At 49.0% G+C, this 14649-nt stretch carries 11 protein-coding genes; 6 read left to right on the plus strand and 5 right to left on the minus strand.

All coding sequences use genetic code 11. The features are described from left to right. Position 1: 1 nt before the first annotated feature. Positions 2 to 1330 carry a hypothetical protein gene (locus tag BWI97_RS20495; RefSeq protein ID WP_094812174.1) on the plus strand — a complete coding sequence of 443 codons (1329 nt, stop codon included), beginning with the start codon at positions 2 to 4 and terminating at the stop codon, positions 1328 to 1330. A gap of 76 nt (positions 1331 to 1406) precedes the next feature. Here the strand turns inward: BWI97_RS20495 and BWI97_RS29275 are convergent, their stop codons facing one another. After that, a complete protein-coding gene (locus BWI97_RS29275; RefSeq protein WP_141217458.1) occupies positions 1407 to 1502 on the minus strand; it encodes a hypothetical protein in 96 nt (31 codons plus the stop codon). Positions 1503 to 1726: 224 nt separating this feature from the next. Between BWI97_RS29275 and BWI97_RS20500 the strand changes: the two genes are divergently transcribed. Then, positions 1727 to 5200 (plus strand): PAS domain-containing protein, encoded by a 3474-nt coding sequence (locus BWI97_RS20500; RefSeq protein ID WP_158242811.1) that lies wholly within the window; start codon positions 1727 to 1729, stop codon positions 5198 to 5200. Between the two features lie 93 nt (positions 5201 to 5293). On the opposite strand, the gene BWI97_RS20505 is transcribed toward BWI97_RS20500, so the two are convergent. Continuing rightward, positions 5294 to 6508: a hypothetical protein gene (locus BWI97_RS20505; protein ID WP_102202576.1), complete on the minus strand. Its 1215-nt coding sequence runs from the start codon at positions 6506 to 6508 to the stop codon at positions 5294 to 5296. A 120-nt stretch (positions 6509 to 6628) separates the two neighbouring features. Between BWI97_RS20505 and BWI97_RS20510 the strand changes: the two genes are divergently transcribed. Further along, complete coding sequence (locus tag BWI97_RS20510; protein WP_102202577.1) at positions 6629 to 7336, plus strand: hypothetical protein; 708 nt, start codon at positions 6629 to 6631, stop codon at positions 7334 to 7336. A gap of 2 nt (positions 7337 to 7338) precedes the next feature. Here the strand turns inward: BWI97_RS20510 and BWI97_RS20515 are convergent, their stop codons facing one another. Then, positions 7339 to 7977 (minus strand): M949_RS01915 family surface polysaccharide biosynthesis protein, encoded by a 639-nt coding sequence (locus BWI97_RS20515; protein ID WP_102202578.1) that lies wholly within the window; start codon positions 7975 to 7977, stop codon positions 7339 to 7341. A gap of 99 nt (positions 7978 to 8076) precedes the next feature. Between BWI97_RS20515 and BWI97_RS20520 the strand changes: the two genes are divergently transcribed. Next, on the plus strand, positions 8077 to 9069 hold the full coding sequence (locus BWI97_RS20520; protein WP_102202579.1) for a hypothetical protein: 993 nt from the start codon (positions 8077 to 8079) through the stop codon (positions 9067 to 9069). A gap of 88 nt (positions 9070 to 9157) precedes the next feature. Here the strand turns inward: BWI97_RS20520 and BWI97_RS20525 are convergent, their stop codons facing one another. Continuing rightward, positions 9158 to 11080, minus strand: a complete 1923-nt coding sequence (locus BWI97_RS20525) for a DUF4153 domain-containing protein (protein WP_102202580.1) — start codon at positions 11078 to 11080, stop codon at positions 9158 to 9160. Between the two features lie 54 nt (positions 11081 to 11134). Next, entirely contained in the window at positions 11135 to 11551 is a 417-nt protein-coding gene (locus tag BWI97_RS20530) for a hypothetical protein (protein WP_102202581.1), read from the minus strand. A gap of 277 nt (positions 11552 to 11828) precedes the next feature. On the opposite strand from BWI97_RS20530, the gene BWI97_RS20535 reads away from it, so the two are divergent. Both BWI97_RS20535 and BWI97_RS20545 read left to right on the plus strand, forming a co-directional pair. Then, on the plus strand, positions 11829 to 13367 hold the full coding sequence (locus tag BWI97_RS20535) for a YgcG family protein (protein WP_158242812.1): 1539 nt from the start codon (positions 11829 to 11831) through the stop codon (positions 13365 to 13367). Between the two features lie 880 nt (positions 13368 to 14247). Next, the gene (locus BWI97_RS20545; RefSeq protein ID WP_146010989.1) at positions 14248 to 14634 is read left to right on the plus strand and encodes a curlin repeat-containing protein; all 387 of its coding nucleotides are present in this window, start codon (positions 14248 to 14250) and stop codon (positions 14632 to 14634) included. The last annotated feature ends 15 nt before the right edge of the window (positions 14635 to 14649 follow it).

Consider the following 14649-nt stretch of genomic DNA (forward strand, 5'->3'; position numbering starts at 1 on the left):
CATGAGAAAACAAGGTCTGAATCTTTCCCTGTTAGCCGGTCTTTTGATGACGGTTGCCCTGACGGGTTGTAAGGACAATAACACAACTGAACCAGAAGACAATGCAAACGCGGACCGTTGGATTACGGTAGCGGGAGCCTTGATGGGCACTACGCCCGGAGATGGGAATGGGGGTACGATGGTGTATTCCGTAAGTAAGGAAGATGCTAAAAACCCAAATGTATCCATTAGTGTTTACGACAACGGTTTCGGTGTAAAATCAACGCGTACCGCTCGTTTACAAGCTTCCGAAGATGGCAAGACGCTTTTCAATATCGCTTACAATGGTGATAACGGCGGAGAATTTGCCCGCTATAAAGTAGAAGGTGCCGGAAAATATACGCAGGAAGATGTAACGGTGAACATCTCGCAATACGCCAGTGCCACCCCACGCTGGGTGAAGCTTTTCGATGGTGACAAAACGGGTATCGCCGTAAACGTAACGACGCCAACGGCTAACAACGCTTCGAGTGGTCCTACGCCATCGGCTCCCTTCGCGTATTTCCGTGGTACTGCTACGATCCTGGCTCTGAACTTACAGGACGTTCTGATTACGGGTTACAAGCAGTATCAGATTCCTTTAACGGCGGCCGAAGAATTACAGGGTCACACGATTTTCCGTCTGGATGCTCCGGTACTGAACAAAGCTCAGAATAAACTCATCGTGGGTACCTGGATGCAGAAAAGAAATCCAGCCACGGGTACTACCGAATCAAACTTTACGCGTCTGGGAAGTAAAGCTGTAATCGTTGATTATCCTTCCCTGGAAAATCCAAAGGTGATTACTTCAACGGTAGGTTTCGGTGATAACAGCGGTTACCGCAGCCACAACTCGTTCTTAGCGGATGATGGTAACATTTATCAGGCGACGCAACGCGATTCGAAAGGTTCACACATCCTGAAAATCAACCAGAACAACGAATATGACAACTCGTATGTATTCAGTTTAGACGCCGCTCTGGGTGTGAAAAACGTATACGTCGATTGCTGGAAATATGCCGGCAATGGCATTGCGTATGCTTTGTATAGCCAGGATGGTTCGGATCAGGGTTACGTGGCTCGTCTGGACCTGAACGCGAAAACCGCTACAAAAGTAGATTTGCCCTACGAAGATGGGCTTGATTTTGGTCAGTATCAAGGTATTCTGGTGAGCGGTGACGAAGTATACATTGCCATTACTCCCGTAGGAAAAGATGGTAATATCTACATCATGAACCGTACGTCTGGTGCCGTAACCAAAGGAGCCAAACTGGTAAATAAAGCCGGTAATCACTACATCGGTATCTTCTAGTACTCTTTCGTACGAACATCAATAAAAGCTGTTTCCTTTTGAAAGGGAGACAGCTTTTTTATTGATGTTCGTACGATCAGTTACGCCTGTTGGCATCAGCCGTGTTTTTGATGGAATGGCCTGCACCCCTGGGTACGTAAAACACCTGTCCTAACCTAACGAATCGTTGCATACGTCTTCTGGCTCTACTACCGCCAGGTGAGGTCTTCAATGTTTATTCATTTCATCCAGTACCTCAACACGTCAATGTTAATCTTCGCTCATAATTCAGATTATACCCTGAAAAGAATCTACTACTTGAACTCAATAAAAAAAGGGACAATATCTCCCTTCATTTATTTCATATACGTAAATACACTTATCTTAGTGCGTATACACAAGCATAGTTCCCGCCAAATGCACTATTTAAAACAAGAATTATTGAAATTGCTGGTAAGCGATGAACGCATTTTTGATTTTTTTCAGGAAGCCGGTATCTGGACCTGGGATTTAATCAACCCTGAAAATCAATGGATGAGCCAGAGTTTTTGGGAAACGTTAGGTTACCAGGTTAATGAAATCCCCAATATTTTTCAGGGCTGGCAGACGCTGATCCATCCGGAAGATATTCGGTTAGTTGAAGAGTCGTTACAGGCTCACCTTGAGAACTCTACGCATCCGTTTGAAGCCGTCATTCGGTATCTGCACAAAAATGGCTCCCTCGTCTGGATTCGCTGCCGGGGCATTGCCATTCGCGACGAAACGGGTAGAGCCCTTCGGATGCTCGTCTCGCACGTAGACATTACGAAAGAAAAAGAAGCCGAGTTAAAAGCCCGCCAGGAATCTCTGCTTTTCCAGTATATTACCAATAGTGAACTTCTTTACATTGCCAAAACGGATCTGGAGGGTAAGTACACCTTTGTGAGTGAGTATTACGCGAAAGTACTAGGACGATCCGTCGAATCTTTAGTGGGTACTTTTGCCAGTGAAGACGTCATTCAAACGGACATTCCTGTTGGCATGGAAGCTTATCAGGCGTGTATCCAACAACCTGAAGTACCCTTTACCGTTTTATTACGAAAAAAATTCTACCCTAACCAGTTAAAAGCCTACGAGTGGACGTTCATTGGACTAACGGACGGGCAGGATCGTCCGGTTTCCGAAGTCCTTTGTTTAGGACGTGATATTTCTGAAAGCGTAAGAACCGAAGCCGAGTTGTCGGTTCTGCTTTCGAACATGAGTGACATCTTTTACATGACCACTCCCAGGGGGTTCATTACCTATCTGACTCCCATCTGGACGCGTGTGCTGGGCTACGACATCGAAGCCTGTTTAGGGCAGCGACTGGATGATTTTGTGCATGCCGAGGATGTTGATCGGTCCCTGGAGGCAATGGAGCAGGCTCAAACCTTGGGCAGAGCCCGTCTGGTTCAGCGATTGCGACATCAGGATGGCCATTATGTGTGGATGCAAACCCAGGCCAACCGGCACGAAGTAAGCGGAGAAATTGTCTGGATGAGTGATGACATCACCGATCAGAAAGAAGCGGAGGATATCTTACTACGCACGCAGGAGCTTTTGGAACAAACCGCTCAGATTGCCCGGGTGGGCGGCTGGGAGTACATTGTCAGTACGGGAAAAATGTATCGTTCTTCCGTAGCTCAGGCCATTTACGAGGTGGAAACCAGTGAAGTCTCGGAAGCGGACGAAGTTTTCGATGCTTTTACGGATGTAAACTTCCGTGAACAGGTTCGGGCAATTCTTCAGCAATCCATTGACGTCGGAACGCCCTGGGAATTTGAGGGCGAAATTTTAACCGCAAAAGGTAAACGTAAGTGGATTAGAAGTCAGGGAAAGGCTGAATTTAAAAATGGGGTCTGTGAACGGCTGGTTGGCACCACCCAGGACATTACCCAACAAAAGGCGGCTCAGGGTGAATTACTTCGTACGCAACAGTTTCTGGAAGATACGGGTCGGATGGCCAAAGTTGGCGGCTGGGAGCTGACGCTGCCTGGCGAACAACTCTACTGGTCTTCGGTCACCAAGGAAATTCACGATTTACCCCCGGAGTTTGAGCCGAATCTGAACGCAGGACTTGATTTTTACGCCAGTCCTGCCGATAAAAAATTGATTACGGACGCGTTACAGCACGCCATTGAAACCGGCACGCCCTGGGATTTGGAAGCCCGGATCCGAACGGCTACGGGTCAGCTCAAATGGGTACGGGCCAAAGGCCAGACTGAATTCGTCAAGGATCAGTGCGTACGGGTATTCGGAACATTTCAGGACATTGACGACCGGAAGCAGATTCAGGCCGAAACCGAAAAAGCCCGTCAGCAGGCCGAGGCAGCAAGCCAGGCCAAATCTGAATTTCTGGCTAACATGAGTCACGAAATCCGGACGCCTTTGAATGGGGTCATCGGTTTTACAGAACTCCTGCTGAAATCCCGACTGGACGAGACCCAGTTCCAATACCAGCAGATGGTGTTGCAGTCGGCGAATTCCCTGCTGGACATCATCAGTGATATTCTCGATTTTTCTAAAATTGAAGCGGGCAAGCTGGCCCTGAATCCCGATAAGACAAATCTCTGGCAGCTCACCGAACAGGCCCTGACGATCATTACCTCTCAGGCTCACCAGAAGGGGCTGGAAGTACTCTTAAACGTGGATCCTGCGGCTCCCACCTGGATCTGGATTGATGGCATTCGTCTCCGCCAAATTCTGGTTAATCTGCTGGGCAATGCCGTTAAATTCACGCTCAGCGGCGAAATTGAGCTGAACGTAGCCGTAATCGAAAAGCGGGGTAATCAGGCTTTATTGCGGTTTTCGGTTCGCGATACCGGGGTCGGAATTGCCCTTGAAAATCAGCAGAAGATTTTTGAAGCCTTCACCCAGGAAGATCTTTCGACTACGAAAAAATTCGGTGGCACGGGCCTGGGTCTGACCATTTCGAGTCGCCTGTTGCGATTGATGAACAGTAGTTTTGCTCTCGAAAGTACGCCCACCCAAGGAAGCCTCTTCAGCTTTGATCTGGATGTACCGGTTGAAACAGAACCCCGGCCAAGCTGGCCCCACTTACAAGCGATTCGCTCGGTATTAATTGTGGACGATAACGTCAGCAACCGGCTCATTCTGGAACGTATGCTCGCGTTGGAGAACATCGCCAGTAGCCAGGCCCAAGACGGAACGGAGGCTTTGCAACTGGCAGCCCGCCAGGATTTTGATGTGATCATTATGGACTATCACATGCCTTCGCTCAACGGTCTGGATACCCTGATTCAACTACGACAGCGTGGCCATAACGTCCGGCAGCCCTTCGTAATCATGTATACTTCTTCGGATGACGAACAATTGGAACGAAGCTCAGCGGAACTACAGGTGGCTCAACGGCTGATCAAACCCGTGCGAATGGAACACTTGTTCCGGGTGCTTTCAGCTTTATTTGAGCCGACTCCGGCTACGCCCGCAGTTACTTCTATTGCCCCAGAAAAACCGCTGGAACTGTCGACAAAAAGCTTTTCCGTACTCATTGTTGAAGATAACCCGGTTAATCTCCTACTGGCTAAAAAGCTCATTGGTTCGCTCAGGCCGGACTTGAAACTGTACGAAGCGAAAGATGGCGTACAGGGAGTTGAAGCCTATCAGAAATACCAGCCTGATTTAATTCTGATGGATATTCAGATGCCGGAAATGAATGGATACGAAGCCACGCAGGCGATACGGGCCTTGGAAGCCTTCACTGGCACCCGAACGACTATTCTGGCCCTTACCGCAGGTACCATGGCCGGTGAGCGGGAACGGTGTCTGGCTGCGGGTATGGATGAATACCTTACCAAACCCGTTGCCCGGGCGGTACTGGAAAAAGCCTTAAATGAAACCTTACCCCACTGATTGTAACCAAGCGGTATATACCCGTACTGTTCCAGGCATTCCGACTTCGGGAGCTTATCTGGAACAGTACTCACCCTTCCATTACCTCACGCCTTACTCGGTGCGTGAAAGCGTATACTCCTGTATGATCTTCCCGGTGGGCGATACCACCAGGACGCCGTGTACGTAATCCGCTTCGGGACCTCTGCGGTATTCGATGGCGAAGCCCTGCCTGCACTTTACTGCATTCTGCAACGTGTACGTGTCGGGCGGTAAGGCCCAGAGAATTTCTCCCGTTTTTACATCCAGCCGCTGAATGGTAAGAGGCGGATTCGGAGCCGCCGTCGTATTGACAACGATCAGCAAATCCTGCTCGTCCTGATGCAGAATCCTGGGAGCAAAATACTTTCTTCCAGGCGTCAGATTTTGTCGCTTTACTTCCCCCGTAGCCCTGGCGTACGTTGTTTCGATTAGCTGGTAATCCCTGTTTTCATCGAAGGGTCCACCCAGGTAGCCGAATTCAAAAAAATGGCGGTCGAACTCCATCTTCCATACTTCCTCGGCCTGTGCTTGTGTTTCTACCAGTCGGTGAATCGTCGGAAAGTAGAAATAGCTTTTCCCTTCGTTATTCATCACATTGATCATCGCTTTGGAATAATCAAAGTCCAGTCTGGCTACTCCTGAGCTAAGTTGTGGAAAATCTTTGAACACTTCCTGCGTAACCTCTTTAAGCTCATTATGTTCCACATCCAGTTGTACCAGTTGCGTATTACAGCCAATCGCGTAAATCAGATCGGGAGCATAGGTTTTGAAACTCAGGGCACACCGCTTTTTACCAAACGTTTCGTTGGTTACCACTCGATCCACCAGCAGTTTGCCGTCCGTTACCCGGTTGAACTGAGCGTGTGTTTCCAGCTCTTCGGCTCCATTCCCTTTTCCTGCCCGATCCGTACCGAGCCGCAGATATACCGGATCGCCCGTGAGGGTGTTGGTGTACACAAAGCTGTCGTAGTACATCCGGGGCAGCTTGAAGTTGGATACGGTATAGGTGCTGGCTTTTTTGGGTTGAAACCCTACCACCACCCCATAGATGATCAGAATGCCTGCGATACAGCCGATGAGTAGGATAATCGGCAACCGGTTATTTCCCGGCGGTGCAGAACTGGGCCGAAGCGGTGGCTGCTCGTAATGGTGATAAATGTGCGTATCGTCGCTATCTAAATAGTATTCCGTACTACAATTCTGGCATTGGTATACCTGGGGTTTTATCTCTCTTTTATGAATGCTGCCGCAGTGCGGACAATGGATTACTTTGATCTGTTTGGCCATGTGTGGATAGAAACAATCGAACCTTTGAGGCAGTTTTAGGCTATTAAGGGCTTAAAGAAAATAAATTGCTCTTACAGTTCTGAAGAGACCCGTACCCGTTTTAATTTACTTTTTTGCGAAATGAGCCTGAAAACGCTTTCCTCAGTACCCGTGGACCCATCCCAGCAATCGGGTTTGCATCGTTTCAGCTCGTGGTTGGTGCTTGCATACTGGGGTTTCTTTCTGATTATTCACGTATTCACTGACTGCTTTCTGGATCTGCATACGTTTACGGATTGCGGGAAACTTGCCCTATTCAGTGGACTGGCGGTATTGCCCCTGGCTTTGTATACCCTTGTCCTGATCGTTCCTCATCTGGAATGGCCGTGGTATGGAAACGTGTTCATCAGTCTCGCTCTGCTTGGATTTTACATACTTTCCGCCTATTTCACCGTTAAAAAACTGGACTTGCTCTGGAGCATAGCCACCCGCCCCGCCATCGAACAGCAGTGGCCGATTCTTCGGGTCGAACAAGTTTTTGCCAGACGAGGGGGCTTTATTCATACCAGGGTTATGTTACGAATCAATCAGAAGCCCGTGGAGTTGGAAACCAGCCGAAGCAGCTATTTTCTATTAAAAAACCGGAGCCTGATTGCAGGAAAAATAAGTATTTCCGCGTTGAACGAGTACATCGTGCGTGACCTGAACGTATCCGCCAGTGAACGCTGGCAGGCCCGCAGAGCTTATGCTCAGGACTGGTTTCAGCGGTACTGGTGGCTGGGAGTACTTATCGTTTTGTACCTGATCTGGCAATGGATTAAGTCCCGGCTTTTCCCGAAGACCGCCTAGTATTATTCCATTACCTCAACCAGATAAGCCTTCCATAACTGCTCCGCGTGGGTGTTGAAAGCACTTTTTCGAAAGCCATTGCTGGTCATGGTTCCGCCGTCGGGTTGGAGAGCATTGCCCACTTTCAGCTTACCCACACCCCGCATGGCGTATTTGGTCGTTCCTTCATGCATGATGATTTTCAGCTCGCTGGGGCTCACATCGCCCCGGCAACCGATCCGATAGGCTACCCATACCTCTGCTTTCCCGTTTTTGTTCAGATCCGTAACTTTAAATGAGCCGGGAACAAAGGCAGCGACCCGATCCAGCGGACAATCGGCTATTCCGTCGTTTAGTTGCCAGAGCTTCGAACCGTTCGCCCCAAACACGTACGCGGCGATATGAGCCTCGTCTTCCCGCGTAGTCGTCTCAGTCGTAAGAGCTATGTAATCGCCGGTTTGATCGTGAAACTGAAGGACTTGCAAAGGCTTTCCTTTATACAGAAGTCCGGCCGGCAGAGCGGACGGAGCGATGCCTTTTGACTGCACTTGTGCCAGGGCTACCTGCTGAACCGAAAGGATAAAAAGAAATAGCGAAATGCGTAGAAAGGTCATGATTTGGTGCGACTTAAACTTGATATTACCCCGCAGGAAAAAATGCATTGCAGAGCAAACGAGCTTTCCTGTTTTGGGCGATCAACCCTACGGAAAACCATTTACTTAACTAAAGGTTATTAGTGAAACCTTACTCAATCTATTTTTATGTCTTTAAAAAGTCTGTCGAAAACCCGCTGGAGCCTTGAGCCGCAACGGGTTGTCATTTATCCGTATGGTGTTTTTTACATCTTCACGCTTGTCTTTGCCTTATTTGCTACTGGTCTCTTCTTAGTGTACGTCACCTATCAGAACACCACTTTTGCGGAATCGCTCCCTTTCGTACTTTTTCTGCTGCTGATTGTAGCGATCTTCTGGGGTCATGCGGGAACGTACGTCGAATTTGATCATAGTAAAGGGCACATGCGAAAAATGTTCCTGGGATTTATTCCAGCGACTACAACGCCTCTATCTAAACTTCAGGGAATCAATGTAGTAAGCAACATGGCGGGTAGTTATAATTACCGCCTGTTTCGTAAAGATTCCCGTTATGGAAAGGGCCTGGTCGTTTCCTGCGGCTATACGAAATCCAATGACCCGAATGCCCTCGCCTTCGTCGAAGAGGCCGTTCCGGTGATCCATCAGTTTCTGGATCAATACGATACTCCCGCCGATTATGTAAAAGTACCGCTTACGTCCTACCGCTTTTTCACGCAGGAAGGTCCTGTGTTTACGGTTAAAAATGCGAAAGCCGGAGCAATCGTGATCGGGTTGTTTTTTATCGCCATTGGCATTTCCATGCTGGCTCTGCAAACCAACGGTCTGCTGGCAAAAGTGGTGATCATCGCGATTATGCTGGGGATCGGATTTATTTTCTTCAATGCCGCGTACACGGAAACAACGTTCAACACCGATACGCAGCTGCTGGAAAGAAGGGGATGGATTAAAGCTTTTAACAAACGCTATCACTTTGGAGCTTTTGCCGGACTGCAAACCGTCCGCCAGTCGTTTAATTTTGTTTATACGGGCACCTCAATCAATATGTACTTTCACGTACCTGGCAAGGCCGACCGGCAGGATGTGTTTGCCATAGCCTCTTTCCGGAAGAGTGCTCAGGTAGAACGATTCGTCGATGAGCTTCACCAGATCATGGAAGGATAAAACCACCCTTTTCAAAAGATTTCCAGAGCAGCAATACTCCCTCTTTTCTTTCTAAACGGACGGATCAGGGCATTGATCCGTCCGTTTTTCATTGACCAGCCGTATTCGTTTGCTTGATGAAATACCATACGCGAAAGGAGAGGATTCTAGGCCCCTGCTTCCTCGAGTAGTCGAAACTTAATTCCTGAAGCTGTGCCATCACCCGGAAGCCTTCTTTCTCCTGCGTCAATTGCAGCATTGCCTTCGGTAGCGTATAGTTTCGGTTCAGAGCCTGTGAACTCGCCTGATTTTCATACTTTCTCAACTGCTTTTCCTGCTGTACAATTCGCAGGGCCAGTTCGTTCGCCGGAAAAGCAAAACGGGTTTTCCCAATTTTAAAAGTTAAGCTATTGTCAAGGCTATCGCTGTAGGTGATTACAGAACCAGCCAGTGTATCCGATAGGGTGGTATCCAGGAACATTGACCTATCCAACATATAGTCATAGCCTTTTATACTGGAGAGGTTGCTATTCGTGCGGATGAAGTAGTTTGTGCTCAGTTCGAGGGTATTTTCTTCTTCCGCCTCATACGAACGATATTCGTAGCCACTCAGGCCCAGATAATTCTGTACCCAGGCAGTCCCCGCCCATTTGATTTCCTGCTCGGCAGGAATATAATCTCCACTCGTTTTATACGTTTGGCGAAGCGAATCTTCTTTCCGGAATAAGTCCACCTGCAAAATCGGCTGCAGGGCCGTAAACTCGTAATTGTTCAGCAGGTAACTGAGGGCACTTGCCATCCGTACCGCCGTGCGGGGTTTCAGACGGGTGGCATCAACCGGAATCAGTTTTCCTGCTTCTACGGCCTTCGCCTGCGTAAACAGGTTCACGAGAATGTTTTTCTGGGACCGAAAACTAACCGATGTCGCACTTTGGGGACCATAGGTTATGAACAGGATCGTCAGAGCGAGCGAAATGGGGATGGTTTTAATCGTGGCTTTTTTATACCCCAGAAAATAGATGGTCAGGAAGAACAGCCAGGCCGCCAGTACGATCAGAAAATAACGGGGCTGCGTAATTCCGTACGTACTGACGCGTTTGGTAACGGCGAGTACCAGCAGAACCAGCAGGGGAATCAGACCTACGTAAAAATACTGGCTGTACGCCTGAATCCAGCCGCGTCCTTCCTGCTTACGGATAGGGTACACCAGCAATAGGGCCAATAGTCCAAGGCCCGCATAGCCGAGAATGAGTCCTGAAACCAATCCTTTGGGCAGTTGCCATTCGATCAGTATTTTCAACTCATAAGCCAGTAAGATGACCAGATACACCAGGGCCAGCGGCACCAGAATGTACTGACTGAAAAACTGAAGGGCCCTTGGATACGACTCGGGATTTTCTTCTTCCCAAAGCTGCTCCGGAATTCCGCTCAGAAAGAATAACGTATTAAACAAACCAAAGATCACCGCCCATATTTTGTACAGATGATGCCAGGCCATATCCAGGCCGAACAGGGAATTGACGGCCGTGTAGGCAGTCGTTAATCCAATCACCAGCACCAGACTATACAGAATAGCCGTCAGCAATCGAATGAACAGCGTTTTGTTGAATTGCCAGAAAAACAGCGTATCCCCGCTACCGGTAAAGCCCGCAAACGAAACCAGCAGGTGCGTAGCTACGAAAAGCAGCCCAAAGTGTACAAAATCCTGCGGATAGGCTTCTGGCTGAAGTACCCAGAAAAAGACCACAGCAATGGCCGCCGCCAGACCCTGTACTACCCACCGCCCTTGTTTCGACCCGTTTTTACGCTGCCCAAACAACGAGGCCGACAGGCAAAGCGGCAGACCCAACGCGGCCATCATCACCAGACGGGTATACTCGTCACGGGTCAACGGCCCCGTAGGTTCGGGAGAGGAAAGAATGGCTGCCGCAATCGTTCCGATCAGGGCAAAGACACATTCCAGCGGATAACGCCGCAGGGTATCGATCGTATTTTGAAATAGAATAGTAGCGGAAGGGAGCTTGAGAGCCATGGCTTTGGGGGGAGTCGAGGTCGAAGGGCAATGGGCTGATTAACGTACGTTTTACTAAAAGAAAATATCAATGTAGTCGGTCGTAATACCGTCGCAGTTGAGTTTCTCGAACAACCGCCAGTACCTGCGGGTCCCCGTAGCCCGAAACACCTGAGGCCCTACCCGTTCGCAGGGTTTTCCTTCGTTGATGTATTCGATTCGGGAAACGATTTTGCCGTCAAACAACAGTTTTCGTTCGGCTACTTCAAAGGTACCTTTGATGGTTACGTATTCGTTTCGGTGGGGGTCCCGCTGTTCCCCTTCGATTTTGTATTTTCCTTTGCCTAAGGACGTTACCTCAACCGTTCCTGGTTTGGCATTATTGAATTCGATCCATTGAATTCGCAGATCGTGGGAGCCGGTTCGGAGTTGCTGAGCAAAAACGGGACTCACCAAAGAAAGAAAAGAGAGCAGAAAGAAAGTAACTTTCATGGGTACTCGCAGACAGTTTAAATGGATAGATATGTTGATCCTTCCAAGATTGGCTTCATGATTTTTGAGCTATACAGGACGAATCGATTGAAACTACAACCCGTGAACGCCGGAGAAGTTTTTGTCGCTTATCTCGCCCCTATCTTGCTGACTCATCGTCAAATTTCATCCCGGTTTCAAGGCGAATTAAGTGCTTTTGCGTAGGTTTTAAACAAACCTTATGTTTTTTCGAAGGTTAAAGCAGGAAGCATTGCCTCGAACTACCCGCCTTGTACGCATGAACCACCCTACGTTTCTATACGCCAGAATTTTTTCAATACCAGCGGTTAACCGGACTTTACTCGTCGCTTTGGGACTGCTCTTATGCCTGGGGATGGTTCGGACACAGGCCCAAACCTTTTCGACGGTAGAAGAAATCCCGAACCCCAAAGCGATGGGCCAGGGCTACCTCAGCGACCCCACTGGCTTACTTTCCCAGACAGAATTTGACTCAATTACGCACGTACTGGAACGACTTGAACGTCGTACGGGCGTCGAAACTGCCGTCGTGATTATTCCTGATTTCAATGAAAATGAGGACGACTTCAGCTTTGCCACCGAGCTGTTTCGGCACTGGGGTATTGGCAAAGCAAAAGCCAATAACGGACTGCTGCTCCTGGTTGCCACGCAGCGACGGCAATACCGTTTCATTACGGGTTATGGGCTGGAAGGTATCCTGCCCGACGCCACCCTGAAAACCATTGGCGAGGAATTACTGGTACCGGCCTTTCGTCAACAGGCTTACGGTGCGGGTATCCTGGCAACGGTGCGAACCCTCTCCGATTACCTGCAACGACCGGATCATGAACGAGAACTTTCCTCCTTGCTTCGGCAGTACAAACCTCAGCAAAGTACCGATTGGTCAGGGTTTATTACCTTCTTCGTGCTGGTGGGGCTTAGTCTGCTGGCCTTCTGGCAACTTTCAGGATTTACGAAAGGAGCTTCGGTAAAAATCATTCCGAATCGGTATTCCGAAATGCTGGGGTTGCTTGCACTAGGTTTGGTGATCGTGGTGGGTCTAGTACTCGTCATTCTCTTTTTTTCCGGATCGTTTTCTCAACTGTTCCAGCATTTTTCTGAGCTACTGCCCTACCTCACCTACGTTACGATTGGATTCGTACTCTTTTTCAGGCAGCTCCATACGCTGGCTCACCTGAGAAGCCAGTATCGGGACGATCAAACCTTTTTTAGTGCCGTGCAGAAGCTGTTCCGGGCCACCTGGTGGCAGGTTATCTTATCGCCGCCTACGCTCCTGTATCCGGTGCTTGAAAAAATCCGGTCGCAGCGTAGCAGCAGCCGGTTCACGCCGCTACTCGACAGTCTGGGGCAGCCCATGCAGCGACTTAACCGGGATGAAGCCACCGACCGTGACCAGTATCTTTCGACTGGACAACGGATGGAAGAACAATTAAACAGTCTGACGTACGACGTTTGGGTAAGTACTCAGGGTGAAACCAGGGTTATTCCGCATCCGGCGGATACGTTTGAGCAGCATCCGGTATGCCCGGCCTGTGGTTTCCGAACCCTGAGCGAACTCGTTACGCTTACGGTCACACGGGCCACACAGCATCAGGCGGGTATGGGCAAACAGGTGCGAATCTGCCGCCATTGCAAACATGAGGTTTTCATTAAGTCGGTCGTGAAGGCCCCACTGGCGGAGCAGCGTTCCGGTTCGTCAACACTGTCGGGAAGAAGTGGTTCTTCTTCCTCCTCGTCTTCTTCCGGAAGCTGGGGAGGGGGCACAACCGGGGGCGGCGGTGCAGGGGGAAGCTGGTAGGATTAGTCCGTTTCAGGTACCAGGAACCTGGTTCTGGCACAGGTATCGAACTGAGCCAGATCCTACCAATCAAAGAGGTCTGCCGGTACATTCCATGAGCGTTTACGAGTTAGAGTTAGGCGAGACTTTTGCCAGGTCAGCAGCCACTCCACGTGTATTCGAAATCGGTCAGATTTAGTCAAGCCTATGGTGTACGATCACGATCTCCTGCCAGTTAATATGGCCTGAATTTCGCTGAATCATTCTTGACCGCTGGTTAGTGGCCCCGGCAGGCTGAGAGTTACAAAATGTAAATAAATAAGTGATTTTCAGCAGTCTCCTATCAATCTTAAGTCGTTCACAAACAAACTATCGTCGTTCACTACAATTTTTTGGCGGCAATGTACTATTTATAATACTTTTATGTCATCAGATCGCCGCCATGATCATCACCCCGCTAGCTTCAACGCAATGAAATCAATTCATTATCAATGGCTATTATCTGATTTTCATGAATTAACCCGCATGAGATCTTCTCGAGTACTTTGCATTTCTCTTTTAGTGTGAATGTAAGCTCATCTCTAAACCTACACCTGGTTCTCAGAAAAGCTACGCCATCGCACGAAAAATCCGTCCTGTCAGGATCAGCCCTGAACCCGTCATGCATGCCCTTCCGGAAAGGCCTATCCTGACGCGTTTAGACTGATACTCCCTCATTCCTTTTGCACTTCCCAATCAATTAATCTGTAGATCATCTGCTTTCATCCATTGGCATGGCTGACTACTCGTTTGTTGCCCCAAGGATTTGACTGCTATTTGATTCGTTTCGTAAGTCGTATCATTTCTAAGCTTTTCCCGCAATGATTTATCAACTATAAATCAACTTAATCCATCGTTTTCTATGAGAGTGGTGATTCTATCCAGCTTCGCCATGCTGACTACTATGTCCTGTCTGGGACAAAACCGTGTCAGCATCAGCCAAAGCGGGGACGGCGGTAATACCGCGTCCATAACCCAGACCGGAGTAGGCAATCAGGTCAGTATCAACCAGCAAAGTGGAGGCGTTGGCGGTTCTAACAAAGCCGGGAATCGCCTGAAAGTTAAAACCCCCAGGGGTACTAAAACCCACATTATTCAGGGAGGAAATGGCCCCAATCTGGTAGAAATCTCGCAGGAGGGGCAGGCTTCAGCCCACATCCAGCAGTTACCGGATTCTACCTCACGGATTGAAATTCTCCCGACCGAGCCCGAAAAACCCAAAACGCCAAAGGACCACAAACGCCCCTAGGCCGCATAAGCCCTT

The organism is Siphonobacter sp. BAB-5405 (assembly GCF_002872335.1).
Lineage (GTDB): Bacteria > Bacteroidota > Bacteroidia > Cytophagales > Spirosomataceae > Siphonobacter.